This is a genomic window from Macromonas bipunctata, from assembly GCF_002837135.1.
GTDB classification, from domain to species: Bacteria; Pseudomonadota; Gammaproteobacteria; order Burkholderiales; family Burkholderiaceae_C; genus Macromonas_A; species Macromonas_A bipunctata.
On sequence record NZ_NWBQ01000022.1, the window covers coordinates 22,130 to 47,983 of the forward strand.

Below are 25,854 nucleotides of genomic sequence, written 5' to 3' on the forward strand. Positions count from 1 at the left end.
TAACGTAAACTGACCAAATGTTTGAATATTTTCAATGTATTTGCCCTTAAACTGCCCTCCATGCCGACACCGCACGTTGCTCCGCAACCGGGAGGGTGGCGGGCCAACTTATTGTTTTACCAAGGATTTACCCATGAGCACCCCCAATAACCTCAACCCCGAAAAAGCCAAGGCCCTGGCCGCCGCACTGGCCCAGATTGAGAAGCAATTTGGCAAGGGCACCATCATGCGCTTGGGCGAAGGCGAGGTGATTGAGGACATCCAAGTGGTGTCCACCGGCTCGCTGGGGCTGGACGTGGCGTTGGGCGTGGGCGGCCTGCCGCGTGGCCGCGTGATTGAAATTTACGGCCCCGAATCGTCGGGCAAAACCACGCTCACGCTGCAAGTGATTGCCGAGATGCAAAAGCAAGGCGGCACCTGCGCTTTTGTCGATGCCGAACACGCGCTGGATGTGCAATACGCGCAAAAACTGGGCGTGAACCCGCACGAGCTGCTCATCAGCCAGCCCGACACCGGCGAGCAGGCGTTGGAAATCGTCGATTCGCTGGTGCGCTCAGGCGCGGTGGATTTGATCGTGATCGATTCGGTGGCCGCGCTCACGCCCCGCGCCGAAATTGAAGGCGACATGGGCGACAGCTTGCCCGGTTTGCAAGCGCGCCTGATGAGCCAAGCCCTGCGCAAGCTTACCGCCACCATCAAAAAGACCAACTGCATGGTCATCTTCATCAACCAGATCCGCATGAAAATTGGCGTGATGTTTGGCAGCCCCGAGACCACCACCGGCGGCAACGCGCTCAAGTTCTACGCCTCGGTGCGCATCGACATCCGCCGCACCGGCTCGCTCAAGAAGGGCGAGGACGTGATCGGCAACGAGACCAAGGTCAAGGTGGTGAAGAACAAAGTGGCTCCGCCCTTCAAAACCGCCGAATTCGACATCCTGTTTGGTGAAGGCATCAGCCGCCACGGCGAGATCATCGACCTGGGTGTGGCCAACAAGATCGTAGAAAAGTCCGGCGCTTGGTACGCCTACAACGGCGAAAAACTCGGTCAAGGCCGCGACAACTCGCGCGAATTCCTGCGCGCCAACCCCGCACTGGCGCACGAGATTGAGAACAAAGTCCGCACCGCGTTGAATGTGCCCCTGTTGCCCGAGTTTGACGCCGCCAGCGTGCCGCCGGTGCTCGACGACGACAGCGCCGACTTGGCATGAGTTGGGGCGAGGCCGGTTCTGGTTCCAGTTCCGCTTCCGGTGGCACACCTGCGCGCGGCGGGCGGGCGGGGCGCCAGCGCCCGCTGCCCTCGCTCAAGGCGCGCGCGCTGCGCCTGCTGAGCCAGCGTGAACATTCCCGCGCCGAGTTGGAGCGCAAGCTGCGCTTTCGGCCCGGCGTGGACGCCAGCGCCCCGCCCGGGCAGACGGATACGGGTACCGCCGACGGCCACGCCTGCGACAGCGAGCACGCCGCCCAGGCCCACGCCCAGGCGTTGGCGGCGGTGCTCGACGAGTTGCAGGCCAAAGGCTACATCCACGAGGAGCGCGTGGCCGACAGCGTGTTGCACCGCCGCGCCGCGCAGTGGGGCGCCAGCCGCGTGCGCCAGGCATTGCAAGCCAAGGGCCTGAGCGACGGCGTGGTGCAAGACGCGGTACGCAGCTTGCGCGACACCGAGCGCGAGCGCGCCACCGAAGTCTGGCGCAAGAAATTTGGCCAGCCCGCCACCAGCCCCGGCGAGCAGGCGCGCCAGATGCGCTTTCTGGCCACCCGCGGTTTTGCTGCCGACGTGGTGCGCCGCGTGGTGCAGGACGCCCACCGCCACGCGGATCCAGCCGACGACGGCGACGCCTGAGGCCCACTCCGGCGCCGCTGCACCCGCCGTGTCACGGCGCTGCCCCGCAAACGCGACACAATCCGCGGCTATGACACAACGCTTCATCCTGACCGACGTGACCGAGGACATCGGCACCATCACCCTGCACCAGCCCGCCAAGCGCAACGCGCTGTCGCAAGACCTTATCTGCGAAGTGATTGCGGCGCTGGCCGACTTCCACGCCCGGGGCGTGCGGGTGGTGATCCTGCGTGCGCCGCCTGGCGCCAGCGTGTGGTCGTCGGGCCACGACGTACACGAACTGCCCAAGGCCGGCCACGACCCGCTGGGCTGGCAAGACCCGCTGCGCATCCTCATCCGCGAGATGGAGGCCTGCAGCGCCCCGGTGATTGCGCTGATCGAGGGCGGCGTGTGGGGCGGTGCGTGCGAGCTGGTGTTTGCCTGCGACATGATCATCGCCACGCCCGAGGCCACCTTTGCCGCCACCCCCGCCAAGCTGGGCGTGCCGTACAACGCCACCGGCCTGCTCACCTTCCTCAACGTGGCGCCGCCCCACATTGCCAAGGAGCTGCTGTTCACGGGCCGCCCCATGAGCGCGGCGCGCCTGGAGCGCCAGGGCATCATCAACCACGTGGTGTCCGCCGACGAGATCACCGAGTTCACGCAGGAGCTGGCCCGCACCATGACGTGCAACTCGCCGCTGGCCATCGGCGTGATGAAGGAGCAGCTGCGCATCCTGGCCGCCGCGCACGCGCTCTCGCCCGCCGACTTCGAGCGCATCCAGGGCCTGCGCCGCGTGGTGTACAGCAGCCAGGACTACGCCGAAGGCATCCTGGCCTTCAAGCAAAAACGCACGCCGCAATACCAGGGCCGCTGACCGCACCCAGCCTGTGGGCCACTGCCGCTTCAAGGGTTCAGGTCGCTGTGCTGGCTGCGCGTTGCAAGTGGCGCGGATCGATGCCCAGCACCTCGCACGCCATGTGCAGGCGGCGGTGGCTCACTGGCTCCCCGGCCACGAACAGCTCCACCGCACGCTGCGCCCAGCGCGTGTCGCGCCCTTGGTGGGTGGATGACGACATTGCACCGCAGCGGCCGTGGCGGTTGGCGTTGAAGCTGGCCGTGTACTGGCGCAGGTGCGCGCGGTGTTCCTGTGCGGCCTGGGCCTGCGCGGCTTGCTCCTCGGGCGTGAGCACGGCGGGCGGTGGCTGCAGACGCACAATCACCCGCGCTGCGGCCAGCGCATCGGCGCTGGGTGGTTCAGGCGTTGCCGTTGCCGGGGGCGTGTAGAACTCGGCCTTGAAAAAGTTGCGCCGGGGCTTGGCCAGCACCCATTGCGCGGCCTGCATGGGCGACAGGCCCGCCGTGGCGGCCTCGGCCTGCAGCTGCACGATGTCGCGCCGCGTGAGCGGGTCCTTGCCGTTGCGCTGGCGCTGTGCGTTGAGCTGGCCGACGGTGTCGGCGTCGATCTCGGTGGTGGCGCTGGTGGTGGGTGCCGCCGTGGGTGTTGCTGCCCGCGCTGGCGTGGTGACTGGTACTGGTGCCGCCGATTGAAGTAGCGGCGGTGCATCCGCATCTTGCTGGACAGCCAAAGGGGAAGGGCGGACGGCGGTTGCCGCAGGTGCAGCCATGGCCGGGCTTGCTGGTGGTGGTGGCGTGTCGTGCGCGCCTTCTTCCTTCCCTTGATATTCAAGCCCTTGTTCCCACCCTTCTTGGTGCGCAGCTGCTGCGTGGGGGGCAAGCGGCTCCTGCACAGGGGGTGCGCAGCTGGCGCCTGGGGGGTGTGCGCCATCTGCGTGGGGGGCTGGTACCGGGCCTGAGCCGTACGCGGCGTCGTGCGGTGCGCCGTCGGTGGGCAGTTGCTCCAGCCGCACCTGGTAGATGCAGGTGCCGCTGTGGTGGACGCCGACCAGGCTCAGGTAGCCCAGTTGCTGCAGGCGCGTCAGGTGTTCGGTGACGGTGCGGCGCGACCAGCCGCTTTCGCGCGCCAGCGTGCCGACGCTGCAGAAGCACTGGCGCCGTTCTTTGCTGGCGTGCATGCCCACGGTGAGCAGCACCGAGCGGCTGGTGCCCGAGAGGTTGCGGCACAGCACGATGCGGCGCACGAGGTCGATGTTGATGAATTGCTGCCGTGGCGCGGCCACGGGCGTGTAGGTGTCAGCCATGGTTGGCTCCTTTTTGAACGGAAAAACCGCCCAAAACCGCTGCTAAACGGTGGTGGGCAGGCACATGCGGGGTTAGCAGACCGACAAAAAGGAACCGGCGAGCCTTGCGGCTCCCCCGCATGGCCGCCCATACAACGGAGCCATGCACGCACAACGCACGGAAAACAAGTTGCAGCTGGTTGCTTTTGACCACACCGAAGAACCGGGGTGGCGGCAAAGCTGCGCCTTTTTGCTTGGGGCTGCTAAACCCGTGGCGCGGATTCTAGCGGAAAGGCAGGCGCCGCACGCGCCCCGTTTCAGTGCAGGCTCAGCGCAGGCCCAGCACGTCGAACATGTCGAACAAGCCGTTGGGCTGGCTGGCCAAAAAGCGCACCGCGCGCAGGCTGCCCTGGGCGTAGGTGGCGCGGCTGCTGGACTTGTGCGTGACCTCGATGCGCTCGCCCGTGCCCATGAACATCACCGTGTGGTCGCCCACCACGTCGCCGCCGCGCACGGTCGCAAAGCCGATGCTCGACGGGTCGCGCTCGCCCGTATGGCCGTAACGCTCGTACACCGCGCACTCCTTCAGGTCGCGCCCCAGCGCGTCGGCAATCACCTCGCCCATCTTGAGCGCGGTGCCGCTGGGCGCGTCCACCTTGTGGCGGTGGTGCGCTTCCACAATCTCGATGTCGTAGCCGGTGGCCATCGCCTTGGCGGCCATCTCCAGCAGCTTCAAGGTGACGTTGACGCCCACGCTCATGTTAGGCGCCATGACGATGGCAATCGACTTGGCCGCCTCGGCAATCTCGGCCTTTTGCGCGTCGCTGAAGCCCGTGGTGCCAATGATGAGCTTGACGCCGTGGCGCACGCAGGCGCGCAGGTGCTCCATCGTGCCCTCGGGGCGGGTAAAGTCGATCAGGTACTCGCTGCCCGCCAGGCCCACGTCCAGGTCCGACACGATGGACACGCCGCTGAGCTGGCCCAGGAACGCCGCCGGATCCTGCCCCAGCGCCGGGCTGGTGGTCATGTCCAGCGCGCCGCCCAGGGCGCAGTCGTCGGCGTTCTGGATGGTTTCAATCAGGATGCGGCCCATGCGGCCGCTGGCACCTGCAATGCAGATGCGGTGGAGGGGGGTGCTCATAACTTGAAAAATCAACGGGATTCGAGAGGGGGGTAGAACGTGGCGGCAGGTACGGGCACGGGGGCGGTGGCGTCGGCGGTGCGGGCCGGGTTCTTGGCACGGAAGGCTTCGAGCTCCTCGGGGCTGGCTTGCAGCCTGGGCAGCGGCTGGTCGTTGCGGCGCTTGTCCAGCGAAGCCACGAACTCGGCCTCGGTCGGCAGCTCGTCGGCTTGCACGCGCGCCACCACGTCGCCGTCAAAGAACACCGACACCTTGCGTTGCTGCGCCGGCTGGCCCTGGCGGCGGAAGGTGAACACGTAGTCCCAGCGGTCGGCGTGGAACACGCTGGCCAGCAGCGGCGTGCCCAGCATGGCGCGCACCTGCTCGCGCGGCAGGCCGGGCTGCAGCGCCTGCGCCTGCTCGCGCGTGACCACGTTGCCTTGCAGGATGTCGATCTTGTACGGCGTGATCAGCCCGCCCAGCGTGCTCACCGAGCCGCTGATCTTTTCGGTGCTGGCGCAGCCCGACAGGGCCAGGGCGGCCAGCGCAGCCAGCGTGCAGCGGCGGGCGGTTAACGAAAAGGGGCGAGGCGTCATCGTGTGGGCATTCCGGCAAAAAACAGGCGCCCGCAGGCGCATGGTTATATCATCCGGGGCATTGTAGCCCTTGGGCCTGGCCCCAAGCACCCGACCCGCGCCCATGACCAACAACATCGACGAACTTAAGAACACTGGACTCAAAGCCACCTTGCCGCGCCTGAAAATTCTGGAAGTGTTTCAGGCCAGCGCGCAGCGCCACATGACGGCGGAGGATGTGTTCCGTGTGCTGCTGGGCGATAACGCCGACATTGGTCTGGCCACGGTGTACCGGGTGCTGACGCAGTTCGAGCAGGCGGGTCTGCTGGTGCGCAGCAACTTCGAGTCGGGCAAGGCCATGTACGAGCTCAACGAGGGCCAGCACCACGACCACCTGGTGTGCCTGGACTGTGGCCGGGTCGAGGAGTTCTTTGACCCCGAGATCGAGCGCCTGCAGCAGCAGGTGGCGCTGCAGCGTGGCTTTGCGCTGCAGGAGCACGCGCTGTCGTTGTACGCGCACTGCACCAAGACCGACTGCGAGCACCGCACCCAGCGCACGCGGCGCTGAAGCCGGCGCCGCCCAGGTTCAGTAGTTGCCCACCATCGCGGCGCGCTGGCGCTGCACGAATTCCTGGTAGGTGTCGATGCCGCGCAGCTGCAGGATGGTGTTGCGCACGGCGGCCTCCACCAGCACGCCAATGTTGCGCCCTGCCACCACCGGAATCACCGCCTTGCGGATGGCCACATCCAGCACGTTCTGGTACAGCGGTTCCGAGGGCAGGCGCTCGTAGTCGCGCTCCATCGTCTCCAGCCGCACCAGGTGCACGATCAGGCGCAGCCGCATCTTGCGCCGCACCGCCGTCTCGCCAAAGATGGCCTTGATGTCGAGCAGGCCAATGCCGCGCACCTCCAGCAGGTTTTGCAGCAGGTCGGGGCAGCGGCCCTCGATGATGGTCTGGTTGACGCGGTCGAGGTCCACCGCGTCGTCGGCCACCAGCCCGTGCCCGCGCGAGATCAGCTCCAGCCCCAGCTCGCTCTTGCCCAGGCCCGACTCGCCCGTGATCAGCACCCCCACGCCCAGGATGTCCATGAACACCCCGTGCAGCGTGGTGCGCTCGGCAAAGTGGCGCGAGAGGTAGGCGCGCAGCACGTCGATGACGAAACCGGCGGAGTCGGCGGTGGCAAACAGCGGGATGTGGGCGCGCTCGCACATGGCCACCAGCGCCTCGGGGGCGTGCTGGTTGTCGGCCACGATCAGCACCGGCGGCTCCAGCGTGACGATGCGCGCGATGCGCCGGCGCGTGTCCTCGGCGCTGCCGTTGCCGATGTACGCCACCTCGCGCTTGCCCAGCACCTGCACCCGGTAGGGGTGGATGTAGTTGAGGTGGCCCACCACGTCGGCGCCCGAGCGGGCCTCCTTGACCGCCGCCTCGTCAAAGCGGCGCTCCGAGGCGCTCAGGCCGGCCACCCAGTGCCACTTCAGGATCTCGCGGTGGTCCTCGAACAGCACATCGGCGCTGATGGCGGTAGGCTTCATGTGGGGCGCTCCCGGGGCGGCGTGGCCAGGGTCAGTCGGTGGTGTGGGCCGACTGCCAGCCGGCCAGCAGGCCGTGCAGCGCGGCGGCGTCGGTGCTGTCCTTCATCTGCTCGCGCAGCGCGCTGTCGCTGAGCAGCTCGGCAATCTCGGACAGAATTTCCAGGTGCTTTTGCGTGGCGGCCTCGGGCACCAGCAGGAAGATCATCAGCCGCACCGGCTGCTCGTCGGGGGCGTCAAAGCCGATCGGGTTGGCCAGCTGGAACACCGCCGCCAGCGGCTGCTTGAGCCCCTTGATGCGCCCGTGCGGAATGGCCACGCCATGCCCCAGGCCGGTGGAGCTCAGCCGCTCGCGGGCAAACAGGCTGTCGGTGATGAGCGCACGGTTGAGCCCGTGCAACGCTTCAAACAGCAAACCCGCTTCTTCAAACGCGCGTTTTTTGCTGGTGGCATCCACGGATACCAGCACCTGGCTGGCAGGCAAAATGGCAGAAAGTCGGTTCATGAAAAGCCTCACGGAGCGCCATTATGCCCATTTGCAGCACGGGGCAAAACGGTGTCGTTCCGGTACAAAAAAGCCGCTTGAACAAGCAAGCGGCTGCGGGAGTGCAGCATATCACACGCTGCACGGGCGTCCAACCTTATTCGACGTGGTTGCGCACCGAGTCGCGGTGGTGGTCCTGCACCTTGTCCTTGTAGCGCAGCACCTGGCGGTCGAGCTTGTCGGCCAAGTCGTCAATGGCGGCGTACATGTCGGCGTGCTGGCTTTCGGCGTGCAGATCCTTGCCCTTGACGTGGAGGTTGCACTCGGCCTTCTGGCGCAGGTCTTTCTCGGTCTGGTTGTCCACCGACAAGATGACCTTGACATCGACCACTTGGTCAAAATGGCGCGTGATGCGCTCCAGCTTGCTGGTGACGTACTGGTGCAAGGCGGGTGTCACATCCAGGTGGTGACCATTGATCGTCAGGTTCATACAGAGCCTCCATTGTTCTGCAAAGTCCATGGCCGCAGTGCCACGGCAGGGCACGCGCGACCGCGAGAAAGCACCCCGTTTGCGGTGCCGTTGCCGCTGGCCAAAGGCGAACCAGCGACGAGTCCATTGTGTCACATTGCGGTGCGATAATCCGCGCCACTCTCCCTTTCCCCCGGACGATTTTGCGCGGTGGCCGCTGCCGCTGCACCTGCCCATGCTCAACGTCTTCACCCTGGCCAATGGCCGCCTGTTCCAAGAGGAAATCGAGTCGCTCGAGGAGCTGGCGCGCTTCAAGCCCATCTGGGTGGATCTGGAGTCGCCCACACCCGAGGAGCGGCGCTGGGTGCGCCAGCACTTTGGCCTGTCCATCCCCGAGGACGCGATGGACGAGGACATCGAGGAGTCGGCGCGCTTCTTCGAGGAGGACAACGGCGAGCTGCACATCCGCTCCGACTTCCTGATCGACGACAACGACGAGGCGCGCTCGGTGCGGGTGGCGTTCATCCTCAACCAGCACAACACCGAGCTCAAGAGCCATGGCGTGCTGTTCTCCATCCACGACGAGGACGTGCCGGTGTTCCGGCTGCTGCGCCTGCGCGCGCGGCGCATGCCAGGGTTGATCTCGGACGCCAAGGAGGTGCTGCTGAGCCTGTTCGACACCGACGCCGAGTACTGCGCCGACACGGTGGAAGACATCTACGACGACCTCGACCGCGTCAGCCGCCAGGTGCTGTCGGGCGACGTGACGGACGACAAGGCCAGCGAGGTGCTGGCCGCCATTGCGCGCCACCAGGACATGTCGGGCCGCATCCGGCGCAACATGATGGACACGCGCCGCGCCGTCAGCTTCATGATGCGCACCCGCATGCTCAACGCCGACCAGTTCGAGGACGCGCGCCAGATCCTGCGCGACCTGGATTCGCTCGACAGCCACACCGGCTTCCTGTTCGACAAGATCAACTTTTTGATGGACGCCACCGTCGGCTTCATCAACATCAACCAGAACAAGATCATCAAGCTGTTCTCGGTGGCCAGCGTGGCGCTGCTGCCCCCGACGCTGGTGGCCAGCATCTACGGCATGAACTTCCAGCACATGCCGGAGTTGACGCAAAAGTGGGGCTACCCCGCCGCGCTGTGCCTGATGGTGGTGTCGGCGGTGGGGCCGATGCTGTATTTCCGCAAGCGCGGCTGGCTCAAGTAGCGCCTGGCGCGCGGCCCCGCAGCATCACAGCAGGTTGAGCGCCTTGCGGATCATGCGGGCGCTGTAGTGGCGCGCGATTTGGCCCAAAAAGTGCTGAAAGTCCAGGTGTGCGCTGTTGTCGGCGCGGTCCGAGATGGTGCGCACCACCGCGCACGGCACGCCTTGGTCGCGGCACACCTGCACCACCGCCGCGCCCTCCATGTCCACCGCCAGCGCGTCGGGCAGTTCGGCGCGCAGGGCGTTGCTTTCGGCCACGGTGGCCACAAAGCGGTCGCCGGTGATGAGCAGGCCCCGGTGCACGCTGGGCGTGTGCAGGCCAAAGGCGCGCAGCGTCTCGGCGTCCAGCAGCTTGGGCAGCCAGGTGATGGTGTCCTTGGCCGCCTCCAGCAGCACCTGGCTCAGGGCCATTTCGGTGGGCAGGCGTGCCATGCCGTAGCCCGGCAGCTCGTGGCGCGGGTGCAGTGGCGAGGCGTCCATGTCGTGCTGCAGCACGCTGTGCGCCACCACCACGTCGCCCACTTCCACGCCGGGCTGCAGGCCGCCGGCCACGCCGGTGAAGATGACCTGGTCGATCTCGAAGCGCGCCAGCAGCGCAGCGGTGGTGGCCGCCGCCGCCACCTTGCCCATGCCTGAGCACACCGCCACCACCTCGTGGCCGTGCAGGTGGCCCTGCCAGAAGTCGCGCCCCACGCAGCTGATTTTGTGCTCGTCGGGCATCAGCGCCAGCACTTCGGCCAGTTCTTCGTGCAGTGCGCTGAGGATGGCTATGCGTTGACCCATGGTCTGTGGACTCTCTCTCAGTGTGGTGGGGGCAGATCGCGCAGGGCGCGCCGCAAAATCTTGCCGACCGCGTTCTTGGGCAGCTCGGGGCGGAACTCGATCACCCGGGGCTGCTTGTACCCGGTCAGGCGGGACTGGCAATAGTCTCGCACATGTTGCGCCGTCAGGGCGGGGTCGCGTTTGACCACGATCAACTTCACCGCTTCGCTGCTGCGCGCGTCGGGCGTGCCCACCGCCCCGCATTCGAGCACGCCGTCCAGCCCCGACACCACGGCTTCAATTTCATTCGGGTAGACGTTGAAGCCACTGACGATGATGAGGTCCTTCTTGCGGTCGAGCAGCGTGCAGTAGCCCTGTGCGTCCATCACGCCCATGTCGCCGGTGCGCAGCCAGCCATCGGCCGACAGCGCCTGCGCCGTCTCGGCGGGCTGCCGCCAGTAGCCAGCCATCACCTGCGGGCCTTGCACCGCAATCTCGCCCACCTGGCCGCAGGGCAGGGGCGTGCCGTGGTCGTCCACGATCCGCACCCGCGTGCTGGGCAGCGGCAGCCCGATGCTGCCGTTGAACACCGTGGTGGTGACGGGGTTGCAGCTCACCGATGGGCTGGCTTCCGACAGGCCATAGCCTTCGCAGATGGCGCAGCCGGTGCGTTCCAGCCAGCGTTGTGCCACCACCGCCTGCACCGCCATGCCGCCGCCCAGCGTTACCTTGAGCGAGTGCCAATCCACGCGGTCAAAGTGCCGGTGTTGCAGCAGCGCATTGAACAGCGTGTTGACCCCCGGCAACAGGTGGAAACGGTGGCGCTGCAATTCGTGCAGCAGTGCGTCCAGGTCGCGTGCGTTGGGGATCAGGATCGCCTGTCCGCCCACGCGCAGCGTCAGCATCAGGTTCACCGTAAAGGCGAAGATGTGGTACAGCGGCAATGCACACACCGTGGTGAATGTCTCATCGGTGGGCACCTGCCGCAGCGCGGGGGCGTTCCAGGCCTCGGACTGCAACACATTGGCCACCACATTGCGGTGCAGCAGCATGGCCGCTTTGCTGGTGCCGGTGGTGCCGCCGGTGTATTGCAGTGCGGCCAGGTCGTCTGGCCCAATGGTGGGACGGTGCAGCGGTAGATGTTGGCCCGCGCGTACCGCCGTGCGCCAACGCACCGCCTGTGGCAAGTTGAACGGCGGCACCAGCCGTTTGACGTGGCGCACCACCGTGTTCACCAGCGCCCCTTTGCAGCAGCCCAGCATATCGCCCAAACTGCACAGCAGCACGTGCCGCACCGCCGTGTGGGCGATGCAGCTTTCCAGCGTGGCGGCAAAATTTTCCAGCACCACCACGGCTTGTGCGCCCGAATCCTGCAACTGCTCCTGCAACTCGCGCGCGGTGTAGAGCGGATTGACGTTGACCAGCACCAGTCCGGCGCGCAGGATGGCCGCCACCGCCACTGGGTACTGCGGTGTGTTGGGCAGCATCACCGCCACCCGCTCGCCTTGGGCCAAACCCAGGTGTTGCAGCCACGCCGCCAGCGCCTGGGATGCCAAGTCCACCTCGCGGTAACTCCAGTGCGCCCCCAAACAATGGAAGGCGGTGCGTTGCGCGTAACGCGCAAAGCTGTCCTCCAGCAACGCCACCAGCGACGGGCAGTCGCGGGTGTCGATGTCGGCGGGCACCCCGGCGGGGTAAGCCTCCAGCCAAGGCCGGTCGGTGGGTGGGGGGCGGTGGCTCAAATCCAACTCCTGGCAGGTCGGGGTGTCAGGTGCGCGGGCCTGCGTGCGGCTGCGGTGGCCTCCATTGTGCGGTCTGGCCGTGGCAGCGTCGATAATCGCAGGCATGAACACCCGCTGGAAACCCAACGTCACTGTGGCCGCCATCATCGAACGCGATGGCCGCTACCTGCTGGTCGAAGAACACACCCCCGACGGCCTGCGCCTGAACAACCCGGCGGGGCACCTTGACCCCGGTGAAGGCTTGGTACAAGGCTGCGCGCGCGAGGCACTGGAAGAAACCGCGCACCACTTTACGCCCACGGCGCTGGTGGGGATCTACCTGTCGGCCTCCCATACCCGTGGCGAGGACGGCATCACCTACCTGCGATTTGCCTTTTGTGGTGAGCTGGGGGCCGAGGTGCCCGGCCAGACGCTGGACGCGGGCATTGTGCGCACCGTGTGGCTCACGCCCGACGAAGTGCGTGCCAGCACCGACCGCCACCGCAGTGCCTTGGTGTTGCAGTGCATCGAAGACCACTTGGCCGGCCAGCGCCACCCGCTGACGCTGCTGCACACGCAGCTCACCGCCGCCTGAACCGAGAAAGTTGCCCATGGCCATCAAATCCACCGTGTTCAAAGCGAACCTGCAAATCGCCGACATCGACCACAACTACTACGCCGACCACGCCCTGACCTTGGCGCGCCACCCCAGCGAAAACGACGAGCGCATGATGGTGCGGCTGGTGGCGCTGGCCCTCAACGCCCACTTGCTGCAAGATGTGTGCAACGGCGATGGCACCTTGGCCTTTGGCGCGGGCCTGTCCGACCCCAGCGACCCCGATGTGCACTTGACCGACTTCACGGGCCGCAAGCGGCTGTGGATCGAGGTTGGCCAGCCCGAAGACAAACCCCTGTCCAAAGCGTGCAGTCAGGCCGATGCCGTGTACGTCTACACCTACGCTTCGTCCGCCGACATCTGGTGGAAAGGCATCGAAAGCAAACTCAGCCGTTTTGACAAGTTGCAAGTGTGGCGCTTGCCCACCGATGCCACCCGCGACCTTGCTGGTGTGGCCGAGCGCAGCATGCAGCTGCAAGCCACCGTGCTCGACGGCACCTTGACCTTGAGCAGCGACAAGGGCAGCGTCAGCCTGGAGCCTGTGCGCTGGAAGTAGCCTCGCTTCTTTTGTTGGTCGCACGTCATACGGCCGCGCAATAATGGCCGCGCTTTTTCTTCGTTCTCTATTCCATCACATCAGCAGGAGCATTCCATGAGCGACATCCACACCATCGGCGTTATTGGCGCGGGCACCATGGGCAACGGCATTGCCCAAGTGTGTGCGGCCAACGGCTTGCGCGTGATCATGGTCGATATCAGCGACGCAGCCGTACAAAAAGGCTTGGCCACCATCGCGGGCAGCTTGGAGCGTCTGGTCAAAAAAGACAAACTCAGCGCCGCCGACAAAGAGGCCACCTTGGCCCGCATCCAGCCTTCCAGCAGCTACGACGACCTCCAGGGCGCGCAACTGGTGGTGGAAGCCGCCACCGAAAACCAGGAACTCAAAATCAAGATCCTGCGCCAGCTCGACGGCCTGCTGCCGCCCGAGACCGTGATCGCCACCAACACCAGCTCGATCGGCATCACGCAACTGGCCGCCATCACCAGCCGGCCCGACCGTTTCATCGGTATGCACTTCTTCAACCCGGTGCCCATGATGGCGTTGGTCGAAATCATCCGTGGCCTGCAAACCAGCGATGCCACCCACGCCGCCGTCAAGGCGCTGGCCGAAAAGCTGGGCAAAACCCCCGTCACCGTGCGCAACGCTCCCGGGTTTGTGGTCAACCGTTTGCTGATCCCGATGATCAACGAAGCCTTCTTCGTGCTGGCCGAAGGGGTGGCCAGCGCCGAAGACATCGACGCGGGCATGAAACTGGGCTGCAACCACCCGATTGGCCCGCTGGCGCTGGCCGACCTGATTGGCCTGGACACCTGCTTGGCCATCATGAACGTGTTCTTTGCCGATTTCAACGACAGCAAGTACCGTCCCTGCCCGTTGCTCAAAGAGCTGGTGGCCGCAGGCTATTTGGGCCGCAAGACCGGGCGTGGCGTGTACCAGTACTGAAGCCGGATGACACTCACCGAGCTCAAGTACATCGTGGCCGTGGCGCGTGAGCGCCACTTTGGCCGCGCGGCCGAGGCTTGCTTCGTGTCGCAGCCCACGCTCAGCGTGGCCATCAAAAAGCTGGAAGAAGAACTCGAACTCAAACTGTTTGAGCGCAACGCCAGCGAGGTCACCGTCACCCCGCTGGGCGAAGAAATCGTGCGCCAAGCCCAGGTGGTGCTGGAGCAGGCCGCTGCCATCAAGGAAATTGCCAAACGCGGCAAAGACCCACTGGCCGGGCCGTTGCGGCTGGGCGTGATCTACACCATCGGCCCCTACCTGTTGCCCGATTTGGTGCGCCAAGTGATTGAGCGCACACCGCAAATGCCGCTGATGTTGCAGGAGAACCTGACCGCCAAGCTGCTGGAGCAACTGCGGTTGGGCGAGATCGATGCCGCCATCTTGGCCGAACCCTTCCCCGATGCCAACCTGGCCGTGGCCCCGCTGTACGACGAACCGTTTCTCGCCGCCGTGCCCTTTAGCCACCCGCTGGCGCGGCGCGATGACATCAGCGCCGAAGAGCTCAAGCAGGAGACCATGCTGCTGCTGGGCGCGGGCCACTGCTTTCGCGACCACGTGCTGGAAGTCTGTCCCGAATTCGCGCGTTTTTCCAACGACGCTGAAGGTATCCGCAAAAGCTTTGAAGGCTCCTCGCTCGAAACCATCAAGCACATGGTCGCCGCCGGCATGGGCGTGACGCTGGTGCCGCGCTTGAGCGTGCCCGCCAGTGCCCTCACGCCCCAGGCCAAGACCGCGCGACCTGCTGCCGGCCCCGGCGATGTGGCCTATGTGCGCTACCTGCCGTTCGTCGGCGACCCGCCCACCCGGCGCGTGGTGCTGGTGTGGCGGCGCAGCTTTACCCGTTACGAAGCCATTGCCGCCCTGCGCAACGCCGTCTACGCGTGCGAGCTGCCGGGCGTGCAACGCCTGTCCGCCTGAACAACGCAACGCACCGCCATGAACCCCGCCTTGCCCCCGTTGCCCGCGCCATCGCGTCTGGCGCTGTACCTCAACCTCATCCGCTGGGACCGCCCGGCCGGTTGGCTGCTGCTGCTGTGGCCCAGCCTGTCGGCGTTGTGGATTGCGGCGGACGGCTGGCCCGGCTGGCACCTGGTCGCCATCTTTGTGGCCGGAACCATCTTGATGCGCAGCGCGGGTTGCTGCATCAACGATGTGGCCGACCGCGACTTTGACCGCCACGTCAAGCGCACCGCCCACCGTCCCGTCACGGCGGGCACCGTGTCGGTCAAAGAGGCGCTCGGCGTGGGCGCGGTGCTGGCGCTGGTGTCGTTTGGGCTGGTGCTGACCACCAACACCATCGCGGTGTTGTGGTCGGTGCCCGCCTTGCTGGTGTCATTGATCTACCCCTACGCCAAGCGTTTCTTGGCCATGCCGCAGGCGGTGCTGGGCGTGGCCTTCAGCTTTGGCATCCCGATCGCTTTCGCTGCGGCGCAGCAGCACATCCCGGCCCAGGCTTGGGCGCTGCTGCTGGGCAACCTGTGTTGGGTGCTGGCCTACGACACCGAGTACGCCATGGTGGACCGCGACGACGACCTCAAGATCGGCATGAAAACCTCGGCCATCACCTTGGGCCGTTGGGACGTGGCCGCCGTCACCGCGTTCTACCTGGCCCATCTGGCCTTGTGGGGGGGGCTGTTGTGGCCGCAGGTGGGCGGCTGGCTCTACGGCGCGGCCTTGCTGGTGGCGTTGGGGCAGGTGGGGTGGCACTACACCATGATCCGCCACCGCACCCGCGAAGGCTGCTTTCGCGCCTTCCGCCTCAACCACTGGCTGGGGCTGACGCTGTTTGCGGGCGTGGCGGGCAGCTACGCGCTCAAGGCGCTGGGCGTGCCGCTGGTTTGAAGTCGCAGACACGCTACATTGCTGGCGTCAGGCGCCAAATTCGTCGCCCAGTTCGCGGGCGCGTTGCCGGGCGGCGTGCATGGCCTGCACAAATGCGGTCTTGACACCCGCCGCCTCCATCGCCGTCAGCGCGGCGTAGGTGGTGCCGCCCTTGGATGTGACGCGCTCGCGCAACACCTCGGGCGGCTCTGTGGCGTCCTGCGCCAGTTGCGTCGCCCCGGCAAACGTGGCCAGCGCCAGTTGCATCGCCGCATCCGCACCCAGGCCCATCTCGGTGCCCGCCTGGCGCATGGCTTCCAGAAAATAGAACACGTACGCCGGCCCCGAGCCCGACAACGCCGTCACCGCGTCCAGGTCGGCCTCGCGCTCCAGCCACAGGTGCTGCCCGGTGCTGGCCACCACCTGCTGCACCAGCGCACGGTCGTCGGCGTCCACGGCGGCGCGCGCGTACAGGCCCGTCATGCCCCGGCCCACCAGCGCCGGCGTGTTGGGCATGGCGCGCACCACGCGCTCGCTGCCCAGCCAGCTGGCCAGACTGTCGCTGCGTATGCCCGCCGCCACACTCAGGTGCAGCGCACCGGCCACATGCGGTGCCGCGGCCTGCGCCACCGCTTTGAGCACCTGCGGCTTGACCGCCCACACCACCAGCTGGCAGTCCTGCAGCGCCGGGCCCGCCGCCTCGTGTACCTGCACGCCCAACTGCGCCTGCAGGCGCTCGCGCTGCTGCGCCAGCGGCTCCACCACCGCGATGTGATGCGCGGGCACGCCGCGCTGGATCAGGCCGCCGATGATGGCGCTGGCCATGTTGCCGCCCCCCACAAAGCCCAGGTGGGCGTGGGCTAAAGAAGAATCAAGAGTGTTCATGCCGCCTATTGTCCGCCCAGCGCGCCGATTGACGGAATAAATGTGGTTTTTTGGCCCTGCAGCCATTGACGTCCCCGGGGCTTGGCGCGATAATCCGCCACTTCGCCTCAAAACGAAGCAAATCTGCCCAGCGAAGCTGCGGTGCTCTTGGCAACAAAAGCGCTGCAACAACGACGGGCCCAAGACTGATCGCCTGCGGCCGTGGTGGCTGCTGGGATTCAAGTTGGGACTTAAATCAAATGATCCAAACGCAATCTCGACTCGATGTTGCCGACAACACGGGCGCTAAGTCCGTGATGTGCATCAAAGTGCTGGGCGGCTCCAAGCGCCGCTACGCCAGCGTGGGCGACATCATCAAAGTGAGCATCAAGGAAGCTGCTCCGCGCGGCCGCGTCAAAAAAGGCGAGGTCTATAACGCCGTGGTGGTTCGCACCGCCAAGGGCATCCGCCGTGGCGATGGCGCCTTGATCAAGTTCGACGGCAACGCTGCAGTGTTGCTCAACGCCAAGCTCGAGCCTATCGGCACCCGCATCTTCGGCCCGGTCACGCGTGAACTGCGTACCGAGAAGTTCATGAAGATCGTGTCCCTGGCCCCCGAGGTCCTGTAAGGAATCGACACATGAACAAGATCCGTAAAGGCGACGAAGTGATCGTCATCACCGGCCGCGACAAAGGCAAGCGTGGCACCGTGGTGCAACGTGCCAGCGAAGAGCGCGTGCTGGTCGAAGGCATCAACCTGGTCAAGAAGCACGCCAAGCCCAACCCCATGAAGGGTGTGGCCGGCGGCATCATCGAAAAGAGCATGCCCATCCACCAGTCCAACGTGGCCATTTTCAATGCCACCACGGGCAAGGCTGACCGCGTGGGCATCAAGGTGCTGGAAGACGGCCGCAAGGTGCGCGTCTACAAGTCCAGCGGCGAAGAAATCAAGGTGGCATGAGCATGGCACGCTTTCAACAAATCTACCGCGACAAAGTCGCGCCGGCGCTCAAGGAGCAGTTCGGCTACACGTCCGTGATGGAAGTGCCGCGCATCACCAAGATCACCCTGAACATGGGTGTCTCGGAAGCCGTGGCCGACAAGAAAGTCATGGACCACGCCGTGGGCGACCTGACCAAGATCGCGGGCCAACGCCCCGTGGTGACCAAGGCCCGCAAGGCCATCGCCGGCTTCAAGATCCGTGAACAACAGCCCATTGGCTGCATGGTGACCCTGCGCGGTGCCAAGATGTACGAATTCCTGGACCGTTTCGTCACCGTGGCCCTGCCGCGCGTGCGCGACTTCCGTGGTATCTCGGGCAAGTCCTTTGATGGCCGTGGCAACTACAACGTCGGCGTCAAAGAACAGATCATCTTCCCCGAGATCGAATACGACAAGGTGGATGCGCTGCGTGGCCTGAACATCAGCATCACCACGACCGCCAAGACCGATGCCGAGTGCAAAGCACTGCTGGCTGGTTTCCGTTTCCCGTTCAAGAACTGAGGTGCTTCGTGGCTAAACAAGCTTTCCTCCAGCGTGAACTGAAGCGCGAGAAACTCGCCGCCAAGTTCGCCAACAAGTACAACGAGCTCAAGGCCATCGCCAAGGACGCCCAGCGTTCCGACGAAGAGCGCGACGCCGCTCGCCTGGGCCTGCAGAAGTTGCCCCGCAACGCCAACCCGACCCGCCAGCGCAACCGTTGCGAAATCACCGGTCGTCCCCGTGGCACGTTCCGCCAGTTCGGTCTGGCGCGTGCCAAGGTGCGTGAACTGGCTTTTGCCGGTGAAATCCCCGGCGTGACCAAAGCCAGCTGGTAAGGCGTAAGGAGTACCCCAAATGAGCATGAGTGATCCTATCGCCGACATGTTGACCCGCATCCGCAATGCGCAAATGGTAAGCAAGGCCACCGTGGCCATGCCGGCTTCCAAAGTGAAGTCCGCCATCGCGCAAGTGCTGAAGGACGAAGGTTACATCGACGGTTTCCAAGTCAAGACCGACGCTGGCAAGAGCCAGCTCGAAATTGCCCTGAAGTACTACGCCGGTCGCCCGGTCATCGAGCGCATCGAGCGCGTCAGCCGCCCCGGCCTGCGCGTGTACAAGGGCAGCAAAGCCATTCCCCAGGTGCAAAATGGCCTGGGTGTTGCCATCGTCACGACCCCGCAAGGCGTCATGACCGATCGCAAAGCCCGTGCTACCGGCATCGGTGGTGAAGTTTTGTGTTACGTCGCCTGACGCTGGCATTGAGGAGAACCTGAAATGTCCCGTGTAGGTAAACAAGCTGTGGCCATTCCGCAAGGCGTGGAAGTGGCCCTCCAGGCAGAATCCATCAGCGTCAAGGGCGCCCTGGGTGCCCTGAACCTGACGCTCAATCCGCTGGTCAAGGTGGAAAGCGCCGACAACAAGCTGTCCTTCACCCCGGTGAACGACTCGCGCGACGCCAGCGCCATGAGCGGTACCATGCGTCAGCTGGTCAACAACATGGTCAACGGCGTGAGCAAAGGCTTCGAGAAGAAGCTCAACCTGATCGGCGTGGGCTACAAGGCCGCTGCCCAGGGCAACAAGCTCAACCTGGCCGTGGGTTACTCCCACCCGGTGAACTTCGACATGCCCGAAGGCATCACCGTCGTGACCCCGACCCCGACCGAAATCGTGATCAAGGGTGCCGACCGTCAGCGCGTGGGTCAAATCGCTTCTGAAGTCCGTGCCGTGCGTCCTCCCGAGCCCTACAAGGGCAAGGGCATCCGTTATGCGGATGAAAAGGTCGTGATCAAAGAGACCAAGAAGAAATAAGGACAGCGAACATGTTGACGAAAAAAGAACAGCGTTTGCGTCGTGCCCGTCAAACCCGCATCCGCATTGCCCAGCAAGGCGCCGTACGTTTGACGGTCAACCGCACCAACCTGCACATCTACGCCAGCGTCATCTCCGACGACGGCTCCAAGGTGCTGGCCTCGGCCTCGACGCTCGAAGCCGAAGTGCGTGCCCAGATCGGTGCAGGCGGCAAGGGTGGCAACAAAGCCGCTGCCGAGCTGATTGGCAAGCGCATCGCCGAAAAGGCGAAAGCCGCCGGCATTGAAAAAGTGGCCTTCGACCGTTCCGGTTTTGCTTACCACGGCCGTGTCAAAGCCCTCGCAGACGCCGCTCGTGAAGCTGGCCTGCAATTCTGATTGGGAATACGCAAATGGCTAAATTTCAAGCTAACGTGAAGAACGAAGCGAACGACGACGGCTTGCGCGAGAAGATGATCGCGGTCAACCGCGTGACCAAGGTGGTCAAGGGTGGCCGCATCATGGGTTTCGCTGCGCTGACCGTGGTGGGCGACGGCGATGGCCGCGTCGGCATGGGCAAGGGCAAGGCACGTGAAGTGCCGGTGGCTGTGCAAAAGGCCATGGACGAAGCCCGCCGCAACCTGTTCAAGGTCTCGCTCAAGAGCGGTTCCCTGCACCACGCGGTCAACGGTCACCACGGTGCCTCCAACGTCATGATGCTGCCGGCCTCCAAGGGTACCGGCATCATCGCTGGCGGCCCGATGCGCGCCGTGTGCGAAGTGCTGGGCATCACCGACGTGGTGGCCAAGAGCCACGGTTCGAGCAACCCGTACAACCTGGTTCGCGCCACGTTGGACGCGCTGAAGAACTCGACCACGCCCGCCGAGATTGCCGCCAAGCGTGGCAAGTCGGTCGAAGACATCCTGGGTTGATTGGAGCGATCAATGACGACCACCAACACCGTTAAAGTCCAACTGGTGCGCAGCCCCATCGGCTGCAAAGAGTCCCACCGCGCCACCGTGCGTGGCCTGGGCCTGCGCAAAATTAACAGCGTCAGCGAACTGCAGGACACCCCGGCAGTGCGCGGCATGATCAACAAGATCAGCTACCTGATCAAAGTGATCTGATCGGAGTCAAGACATGGAACTCAACACTATCAAACCCGCAGCTGGCGCCAAACACGCCAAGCGCCGTGTGGGTCGTGGTATCGGCTCCGGTCTGGGCAAGACCGCTGGCCGTGGCCACAAGGGCCAGAAGTCCCGTTCGGGCGGCTACCACAAGGTGGGTTTCGAAGGCGGTCAAATGCCTTTGCAACGTCGTCTGCCCAAGCGCGGCTTCAAGTCGGCCAACCTCAAGTTCAACGACGAGGTGACCCTGTCCGACCTGCAAGCCCTGGGTGCTGCCGAGGTCGACCTGTTGGCGCTCAAGCAAGCGGGCCTGATCGCTGCCATCGCCAAGAACGTCAAGGTTGTCAAGACCGGTGAGCTCAGCATTGCTGTCAAGCTCAACGGCATCGGCGCCACCGCCGCTGCCAAGGTGGCCATCGAGGCCGCCGGCGGTTCGCTGGCTTAAGGCTCAACCCAACCGGAAGCGTTTGTGGCCACATCTGCTGCAACCTCAGCCAAGACAAGCAAGTTCGGTGACCTGCGTCACCGGCTTGTCTTTTTGTTGCTGGCTCTGGTGGTGTACCGTATCGGCGCGCACATTCCTGTGCCTGGCATCGACCCCGACCAGCTGTCCCAGCTGTTCAAGGGCCAGCAAGGCGGCATCCTGAACCTGTTCAACATGTTCTCGGGCGGGGCGCTGTCGCGCTTCACCGTGTTCGCGTTGGGCATCATGCCCTACATCTCGGCCTCGATCATCATGCAATTGATGACCTACGTGCTTCCGGCATTCGAGCAGCTGAAAAAGGAAGGCGAGGCAGGACGGCGCAAGATCACCCAGTACACCCGTTACGGTGCGTTGGGGCTGGCGGTGTTCCAGGCGCTGGGCATTGCGGTGGCGCTCGAGGGTACGGCAGGTCTGGTCATCGACCCGGGCTTTGGCTTTCGCGTCACCGCGGTGGTCAGCCTGGTGGCAGGTACCATGTTCCTGATGTGGCTGGGCGAACAGATCACCGAGCGCGGTCTGGGCAATGGTATTTCCATCCTGATCTTTGCCGGTATTGCGGCGGGACTGCCCAGTTCGGTGGGTGGCCTGCTCGAGCTGGTGCGCACCGGGGCCATGAACATCCTGGCGGCCATCGTGATTGTGCTGCTGGTCGGTCTGGTGACGTATTGCGTGGTGTTCGTGGAACGTGGCCAACGCAAGATCCTGGTCAATTACGCACGCCGTCAGGTGGGCAACAAGGTGTACGGCGGCCAGTCGTCGCACCTGCCGCTCAAGCTGAACATGGCGGGTGTGATTCCCCCGATCTTTGCCTCGTCCATCATCCTGTTGCCGACCACGGTGGTCAGCTGGATCAGCACGGGCGATTCCATGCGCTGGTTGCGCGACATTGCTGCGGCACTGTCGCCGGGCCAGCCCATCTACGTGGCGTTCTACGCCGCGGCGATCGTCTTTTTCTGCTTCTTCTACACCGCCTTGGTGTTCAACAGCCGCGAAACCGCCGACAATCTGAAGAAGAGCGGCGCCTTCATTCCGGGTATCCGTCCAGGCGAGCAGACCGCACGCCACATCGACAAGATCCTGGTTCGTCTGACGCTGGCTGGCGCGGTTTACATTACTTTGGTGTGCTTGCTGCCTGAGTTCCTGATACTCAAGTACAACGTGCCGTTCTACTTTGGTGGTACTTCGTTGCTGATCATTGTGGTGGTGACCATGGACTTCATGTCCCAGGTGCAAAACTACATGATGTCGCAGCAGTACGAGTCGTTGCTGAAAAAGGCTAACTTCAAGGCCCAGTAAGTAAGGCAGCACTGCTGGAGAACGCACACCATTGAAATGCCAGCCCGCAAGATGCACACAAGCACTTTGCCGGGCAGCTAGGCCCCCATAGAGCGCATGCCCTACGGTCTTAAGTATGCCCGGATCGTGTTCCGAGCGAAGTCAAGAGTTTGAAAGTTTTTTGGAGAGAAACATGAGAGTTTCAGCTTCGGTCAAAAAAATGTGCCGCAACTGTAAGATTATCCGTCGCCATGGCGTCGTGCGCGTTATCTGCACCGACCCGCGCCACAAGCAGCGCCAAGGCTGATACGTTTAGAGGACCACCATGGCTCGTATTGCAGGTATCAACATTCCGCCCCACAAGCACGCTGAGATTGGCCTGACCGCCATCTTTGGCATCGGTCGCACCCGCGCCCGCCAGATCTGCGAAGCTTGCGGCATCGACTATTCCAAGAAGATCAAGGATCTGACCGACGCTGAACTCGAAAAAGTTCGCGATCAGGTGGGCGTCTTCACGATCGAAGGCGACTTGCGCCGCGAAACCACCATGAACATCAAGCGTTTGATGGACATCGGTTGCTACCGTGGTTTCCGTCATCGCCGTGGCCTGCCCGTGCGTGGTCAACGTACCAAGACCAATGCCCGTACCCGCAAGGGCCCGCGCAAGGCTGCTCAATCGCTGAAGAAGTAATCGGTTAAAGGACAGTTATGGCCAAGTCTCCCTCCAGCAACGCCTCTGCCCGCGTTCGCAAGAAGGTTCGCAAGAACATTGCCGACGGCATCGCCCACGTGCACGCCTCGTTCAACAACACCATCATCACCATCACCGACCGCCAAGGCAACGCCTTGTCGTGGGCTTCGTCGGGTGGTCAAGGTTTCAAGGGCTCGCGCAAGTCCACCCCGTTCGCTGCCCAGGTGGCTTCGGAAGTGGCTGGCCGCGCCGCCATCGAACAGGGCATCAAGAACCTGGACGTTGAAATCAAGGGCCCGGGCCCGGGCCGTGAGTCGTCGGTGCGTGCGCTGGGTGCCCTGGGCATCCGCATCACCTCGATCGCCGACGTGACCCCGGTACCGCACAACGGCTGCCGTCCGCAAAAGCGTCGCCGTATCTAAGGCGATGCTGCAGAAGCGGGATTCGCATACAATCCTGCCTCTGTCTTTTTGCCACCGCCATCCGGTGGCATTTTCTCGTTAAGACCACCGCTGCTCCCCCGCTGGGGCAGCTCCCGTTGGCCGGTGTCGGTCAGCGGCAGTTCAACACAAGGATTTTCTCGTGGCACGTTACCTCGGCCCCAAGGCCAAACTCTCCCGCCGTGAAGGCACCGACCTGCTGCTCAAGAGCGCCCGCCGCTCCATCAGCGACAAGGCCAAGTTCGACTCCAAGCCCGGCCAGCACGGCCGCACCTCGGGTCAACGTACCTCCGACTTCGGCCTGCAACTGCGCGAAAAGCAGAAGGTCAAGCGCACCTACGGCGTGCTGGAGCGCCAGTTCCGTCGCTACTTCGCCGAAGCCGACCGCCGCCGTGGCAACACCGGTGCCAACCTGCTGAGCCTGCTCGAGTCTCGTCTGGACAACGTGGTGTTCCGCATGGGTTTTGCCTCGACCCGCGCCGAAGCCCGTCAGCTGGTGTCGCACAAGGCCATGCTGGTCAACGGCAAGAGCGTCAACATCCCGTCGTACTCGGTCAAGGCCGGTGACGTGGTGTCGGTGCGCGAGAAGTCCAAGACCCAGGCCCGCATCAAGGAAGCCCTGGAGCTGGCCAAGCAAATCGGCTTCCCGGCATGGGTGGAAGTCGCTGCCGACAAGGCCGAAGGCGTGTTCAAGAAGACTCCGGACCGCGACGAATTCGGTTCCGATATCAACGAATCCCTGATCGTTGAACTGTACTCGCGCTAATCGCGAGGTGCCATCCCGTACCCGGGCCCTGCGCAGTGCGGAGCCCGGGATTTTGTGCTCCATCGGCCTTATCGGTGTAACGAGCCGAGGGTATTGAAGGAAGTCCGAATGCTGAATAATCTGCTCAAGCCCAAGAACATCAACGTCGAGCAACTGTCGGCCAACCGCGCCAAAGTCACGCTGGAACCTTTTGAGCGTGGCTACGGCCACACGCTGGGCAATGCCCTGCGCCGTGTGCTGCTGTCTTCCATGGTCGGCCATGCCCCCACGGAGGTGACGATTGCGGGCGTGGTGCATGAGTATTCCGCCATCGATGGCGTGCAAGAAGACGTGGTGGATCTGCTGCTCAACCTCAAGGGTGTGGTGTTCAAATTGCAAGGCCGCGACGAAGTGACCCTGAGCCTGCGCAAGGATGGCGAAGGCATAGTCACCGCCGCCGACATCCAGACCCCGCACGACGTCGAGATCCTCAACCCCGGCCACGTGATTGCCACGCTGTCCGCCGGTGCCAAGCTGGACATGCAGATCAAGGTGGAAAAAGGCCGTGGTTATGTGCCCGGTAACCTGCGCCGTGGTGACGAAGCCACCCGCTCGGTGGGCCGCATTGTGCTGGACGCCTCGTTCTCGCCGGTGCACCGCGTGAGCTACGCGGTCGAAAACGCCCGCGTCGAGCAGCGCACCGACCTGGACAAGCTGGTGCTGGACATCGAGACCGACGGCACCGTGGGCCCGGAAGAGGCTGTGCGCGCCGCCGCCAAGATTTTGGTGGAACAGCTGGCGGTGTTCGCTCAGCTCGAAGGTGCTGAAATGTTTGAAATGGGCGCCGCTTCTGCCCGCAGCAGCCAGCAGTTCGATCCGATCCTGCTGCGCCCGGTCGATGAGCTGGAGTTGACCGTGCGTTCGGCCAACTGCCTCAAGGCCGAGAACATCTACTACATCGGTGACCTGATCCAGCGCACCGAGAACGAGCTGCTCAAGACCCCGAACCTGGGTCGCAAGTCGCTCAACGAAATCAAGGAAGTGCTGGCTTCGCGCGGCTTGACGCTGGGCATGAAGCTGGAAAACTGGCCGCCGGCCGGCCTGGAAAAGCACTGATCCCAGGTTTCTCCCTCTTATTGTTTCCCCTGACCCCCTGTGGTACCTGATCCGGCCACAGGCGATACCAAAGAAAGGCATACACCATGCGTCACGGACACGGACTTCGCAAACTCAACCGCACCACCTCGCACCGCCTGGCGATGCTGCGCAACATGATGAACTCGCTGCTGACGCACGAAGTCATCAAGACCACCCTGCCCAAGGCCAAGGAACTGCGCCGCGTGGTCGAGCCCATGATCACCCTGGCCAAAGAGCCGACCCTGGCGAACCGCCGCCTGGCGTTTGACCGTCTGCGCGACCGCGACGTGGTGGTCAAGCTGTTCAACGAACTGGGCCCGCGCTTCAAGGCGCGTCCGGGCGGCTACACCCGTATCCTGAAGATGGGCTTCCGCGTGGGCGACAACGCTCCGATGGCGCTGGTCGAATTGGTGGACCGTGCAGAAGATTCTTCTGTCGAAGCGCCCACAGCCGAATAAATCGGTTACAATAGATTC

36 protein-coding genes are annotated in these 25,854 nt (G+C 64.3%); 27 read left to right on the forward strand and 9 right to left on the reverse strand.

The window, feature by feature from the left end; genetic code table 11:
• Positions 1–133 precede the first annotated feature (133 nt).
• The 3 genes from recA to scpB all read left to right on the forward strand — a co-directional run bounded on the left by recA (position 134) and on the right by scpB (position 2,698).
• Positions 134–1,210, forward strand: coding sequence for a recombinase RecA (recA, locus tag CON76_RS03560; protein WP_101101987.1), 1,077 nt, complete (start codon positions 134–136; stop codon positions 1,208–1,210).
• Positions 1,207–1,842: a RecX family transcriptional regulator gene (locus tag CON76_RS03565; protein WP_101101988.1), complete on the forward strand. Its 636-nt coding sequence runs from the start codon at positions 1,207–1,209 to the stop codon at positions 1,840–1,842. The genes recA and CON76_RS03565 overlap by 4 nt, the downstream gene beginning before the upstream one ends.
• A 70-nt stretch (positions 1,843–1,912) precedes the next feature.
• The gene (gene scpB / locus CON76_RS03570) at positions 1,913–2,698 is read left to right on the forward strand and encodes a methylmalonyl-CoA decarboxylase (RefSeq protein WP_101101989.1); all 786 of its coding nucleotides are present in this window, start codon (positions 1,913–1,915) and stop codon (positions 2,696–2,698) included.
• A 37-nt stretch (positions 2,699–2,735) separates the two neighbouring features.
• On the opposite strand, the gene CON76_RS03575 is transcribed toward scpB, so the two are convergent.
• The 3 genes from CON76_RS03575 to CON76_RS03585 all read right to left on the reverse strand — a co-directional run bounded on the left by CON76_RS03575 (position 2,736) and on the right by CON76_RS03585 (position 5,678).
• Positions 2,736–3,983, reverse strand: coding sequence for a helix-turn-helix domain-containing protein (locus CON76_RS03575; protein WP_101101990.1), 1,248 nt, complete (start codon positions 3,981–3,983; stop codon positions 2,736–2,738).
• 307 nt (positions 3,984–4,290) lie between these two features.
• Positions 4,291–5,103: a 4-hydroxy-tetrahydrodipicolinate reductase gene (gene dapB, locus CON76_RS03580; protein WP_101101991.1), complete on the reverse strand. Its 813-nt coding sequence runs from the start codon at positions 5,101–5,103 to the stop codon at positions 4,291–4,293.
• A gap of 11 nt (positions 5,104–5,114) precedes the next feature.
• Positions 5,115–5,678 (reverse strand): outer membrane protein assembly factor BamE, encoded by a 564-nt coding sequence (locus tag CON76_RS03585; RefSeq protein WP_101101992.1) that lies wholly within the window; start codon positions 5,676–5,678, stop codon positions 5,115–5,117.
• 103 nt (positions 5,679–5,781) lie between these two features.
• Here CON76_RS03585 and fur point away from each other — a divergent pair, with 103 nt between their 5' ends.
• Positions 5,782–6,225: a ferric iron uptake transcriptional regulator gene (gene fur / locus CON76_RS03590; RefSeq protein WP_101101993.1), complete on the forward strand. Its 444-nt coding sequence runs from the start codon at positions 5,782–5,784 to the stop codon at positions 6,223–6,225.
• Positions 6,226–6,243: 18 nt separating this feature from the next.
• On the opposite strand, the gene hprK is transcribed toward fur, so the two are convergent.
• From hprK to hpf, 3 genes are all read right to left on the reverse strand, one after another.
• Positions 6,244–7,194, reverse strand: coding sequence for an HPr(Ser) kinase/phosphatase (gene hprK, locus CON76_RS03595; RefSeq protein ID WP_101101994.1), 951 nt, complete (start codon positions 7,192–7,194; stop codon positions 6,244–6,246).
• Positions 7,195–7,225: 31 nt separating this feature from the next.
• Positions 7,226–7,696 (reverse strand): PTS sugar transporter subunit IIA, encoded by a 471-nt coding sequence (locus tag CON76_RS03600; RefSeq protein ID WP_101101995.1) that lies wholly within the window; start codon positions 7,694–7,696, stop codon positions 7,226–7,228.
• A gap of 136 nt (positions 7,697–7,832) precedes the next feature.
• Positions 7,833–8,165, reverse strand: a complete 333-nt coding sequence (hpf, locus tag CON76_RS03605; protein WP_101101996.1) for a ribosome hibernation-promoting factor, HPF/YfiA family — start codon at positions 8,163–8,165, stop codon at positions 7,833–7,835.
• Between the two features lie 214 nt (positions 8,166–8,379).
• Here hpf and corA point away from each other — a divergent pair, with 214 nt between their 5' ends.
• A complete protein-coding gene (gene corA / locus CON76_RS03610; RefSeq protein ID WP_101101997.1) occupies positions 8,380–9,366 on the forward strand; it encodes a magnesium/cobalt transporter CorA in 987 nt (328 codons plus the stop codon).
• 24 nt (positions 9,367–9,390) lie between these two features.
• Here the strand turns inward: corA and CON76_RS03615 are convergent, their stop codons facing one another.
• Positions 9,391–10,146 carry a 5'-methylthioadenosine/adenosylhomocysteine nucleosidase gene (locus CON76_RS03615; RefSeq protein ID WP_101101998.1) on the reverse strand — a complete coding sequence of 252 codons (756 nt, stop codon included), beginning with the start codon at positions 10,144–10,146 and terminating at the stop codon, positions 9,391–9,393.
• Positions 10,147–10,163: 17 nt separating this feature from the next.
• On the reverse strand, positions 10,164–11,867 hold the full coding sequence (locus CON76_RS03620) for an AMP-binding protein (protein ID WP_240592753.1): 1,704 nt from the start codon (positions 11,865–11,867) through the stop codon (positions 10,164–10,166).
• Positions 11,868–11,970: 103 nt separating this feature from the next.
• Here CON76_RS03620 and CON76_RS03625 point away from each other — a divergent pair, with 103 nt between their 5' ends.
• The 5 genes from CON76_RS03625 (at position 11,971) to ubiA (ending at position 15,868) form a co-directional block, all read left to right on the forward strand.
• Entirely contained in the window at positions 11,971–12,441 is a 471-nt protein-coding gene (locus CON76_RS03625) for an NUDIX hydrolase (protein WP_101102000.1), read from the forward strand.
• 16 nt (positions 12,442–12,457) lie between these two features.
• Positions 12,458–13,018, forward strand: a complete 561-nt coding sequence (locus CON76_RS03630; RefSeq protein ID WP_101102001.1) for a YaeQ family protein — start codon at positions 12,458–12,460, stop codon at positions 13,016–13,018.
• A gap of 96 nt (positions 13,019–13,114) precedes the next feature.
• Complete coding sequence (locus CON76_RS03635; RefSeq protein ID WP_101102002.1) at positions 13,115–13,966, forward strand: 3-hydroxybutyryl-CoA dehydrogenase; 852 nt, start codon at positions 13,115–13,117, stop codon at positions 13,964–13,966.
• A gap of 6 nt (positions 13,967–13,972) precedes the next feature.
• Positions 13,973–14,944, forward strand: coding sequence for a hydrogen peroxide-inducible genes activator (locus CON76_RS03640; protein WP_101102003.1), 972 nt, complete (start codon positions 13,973–13,975; stop codon positions 14,942–14,944).
• Between the two features lie 18 nt (positions 14,945–14,962).
• Positions 14,963–15,868 carry a 4-hydroxybenzoate octaprenyltransferase gene (gene ubiA / locus CON76_RS03645; protein WP_101102004.1) on the forward strand — a complete coding sequence of 302 codons (906 nt, stop codon included), beginning with the start codon at positions 14,963–14,965 and terminating at the stop codon, positions 15,866–15,868.
• A gap of 27 nt (positions 15,869–15,895) precedes the next feature.
• Here the strand turns inward: ubiA and proC are convergent, their stop codons facing one another.
• Positions 15,896–16,732 carry a pyrroline-5-carboxylate reductase gene (gene proC / locus CON76_RS03650; RefSeq protein WP_101102005.1) on the reverse strand — a complete coding sequence of 279 codons (837 nt, stop codon included), beginning with the start codon at positions 16,730–16,732 and terminating at the stop codon, positions 15,896–15,898.
• Positions 16,733–16,971: 239 nt separating this feature from the next.
• Between proC and rplN the strand changes: the two genes are divergently transcribed.
• From rplN to rplQ, 17 genes are all read left to right on the forward strand, one after another.
• Positions 16,972–17,340, forward strand: coding sequence for a 50S ribosomal protein L14 (gene rplN, locus CON76_RS03655; protein ID WP_101049622.1), 369 nt, complete (start codon positions 16,972–16,974; stop codon positions 17,338–17,340).
• An 11-nt stretch (positions 17,341–17,351) separates the two neighbouring features.
• A complete protein-coding gene (rplX, locus tag CON76_RS03660; protein WP_101102006.1) occupies positions 17,352–17,672 on the forward strand; it encodes a 50S ribosomal protein L24 in 321 nt (106 codons plus the stop codon).
• Between the two features lie 2 nt (positions 17,673–17,674).
• Positions 17,675–18,214, forward strand: coding sequence for a 50S ribosomal protein L5 (rplE, locus tag CON76_RS03665; protein WP_101102031.1), 540 nt, complete (start codon positions 17,675–17,677; stop codon positions 18,212–18,214).
• Positions 18,215–18,222: 8 nt separating this feature from the next.
• On the forward strand, positions 18,223–18,528 hold the full coding sequence (rpsN, locus tag CON76_RS03670) for a 30S ribosomal protein S14 (protein ID WP_101102007.1): 306 nt from the start codon (positions 18,223–18,225) through the stop codon (positions 18,526–18,528).
• A 19-nt stretch (positions 18,529–18,547) separates the two neighbouring features.
• Positions 18,548–18,943, forward strand: coding sequence for a 30S ribosomal protein S8 (gene rpsH / locus CON76_RS03675; protein WP_101102008.1), 396 nt, complete (start codon positions 18,548–18,550; stop codon positions 18,941–18,943).
• 24 nt (positions 18,944–18,967) lie between these two features.
• Positions 18,968–19,501: a 50S ribosomal protein L6 gene (gene rplF / locus CON76_RS03680; protein WP_101102009.1), complete on the forward strand. Its 534-nt coding sequence runs from the start codon at positions 18,968–18,970 to the stop codon at positions 19,499–19,501.
• A gap of 11 nt (positions 19,502–19,512) precedes the next feature.
• Entirely contained in the window at positions 19,513–19,878 is a 366-nt protein-coding gene (rplR, locus tag CON76_RS03685) for a 50S ribosomal protein L18 (protein ID WP_101102010.1), read from the forward strand.
• 14 nt (positions 19,879–19,892) lie between these two features.
• Complete coding sequence (gene rpsE / locus CON76_RS03690; protein ID WP_101102011.1) at positions 19,893–20,411, forward strand: 30S ribosomal protein S5; 519 nt, start codon at positions 19,893–19,895, stop codon at positions 20,409–20,411.
• 12 nt (positions 20,412–20,423) lie between these two features.
• Entirely contained in the window at positions 20,424–20,606 is a 183-nt protein-coding gene (gene rpmD, locus CON76_RS03695) for a 50S ribosomal protein L30 (protein ID WP_101102012.1), read from the forward strand.
• A gap of 13 nt (positions 20,607–20,619) precedes the next feature.
• The gene (gene rplO / locus CON76_RS03700) at positions 20,620–21,051 is read left to right on the forward strand and encodes a 50S ribosomal protein L15 (protein ID WP_101102013.1); all 432 of its coding nucleotides are present in this window, start codon (positions 20,620–20,622) and stop codon (positions 21,049–21,051) included.
• Between the two features lie 24 nt (positions 21,052–21,075).
• Positions 21,076–22,386 (forward strand): preprotein translocase subunit SecY, encoded by a 1,311-nt coding sequence (gene secY / locus CON76_RS03705; RefSeq protein WP_101102014.1) that lies wholly within the window; start codon positions 21,076–21,078, stop codon positions 22,384–22,386.
• Between the two features lie 172 nt (positions 22,387–22,558).
• Positions 22,559–22,672, forward strand: a complete 114-nt coding sequence (rpmJ, locus tag CON76_RS03710) for a 50S ribosomal protein L36 (protein ID WP_072242940.1) — start codon at positions 22,559–22,561, stop codon at positions 22,670–22,672.
• Positions 22,673–22,690: 18 nt separating this feature from the next.
• A complete protein-coding gene (gene rpsM / locus CON76_RS03715) occupies positions 22,691–23,056 on the forward strand; it encodes a 30S ribosomal protein S13 (RefSeq protein WP_101102015.1) in 366 nt (121 codons plus the stop codon).
• A 17-nt stretch (positions 23,057–23,073) separates the two neighbouring features.
• The gene (gene rpsK, locus CON76_RS03720) at positions 23,074–23,478 is read left to right on the forward strand and encodes a 30S ribosomal protein S11 (protein ID WP_101102016.1); all 405 of its coding nucleotides are present in this window, start codon (positions 23,074–23,076) and stop codon (positions 23,476–23,478) included.
• Positions 23,479–23,638: 160 nt separating this feature from the next.
• A complete protein-coding gene (gene rpsD / locus CON76_RS03725; RefSeq protein ID WP_101102017.1) occupies positions 23,639–24,262 on the forward strand; it encodes a 30S ribosomal protein S4 in 624 nt (207 codons plus the stop codon).
• Between the two features lie 108 nt (positions 24,263–24,370).
• Positions 24,371–25,357: a DNA-directed RNA polymerase subunit alpha gene (locus CON76_RS03730; protein WP_101102018.1), complete on the forward strand. Its 987-nt coding sequence runs from the start codon at positions 24,371–24,373 to the stop codon at positions 25,355–25,357.
• 86 nt (positions 25,358–25,443) lie between these two features.
• Positions 25,444–25,836, forward strand: coding sequence for a 50S ribosomal protein L17 (gene rplQ, locus CON76_RS03735; protein ID WP_101102019.1), 393 nt, complete (start codon positions 25,444–25,446; stop codon positions 25,834–25,836).
• Positions 25,837–25,854: the final 18 nt, after the last annotated feature.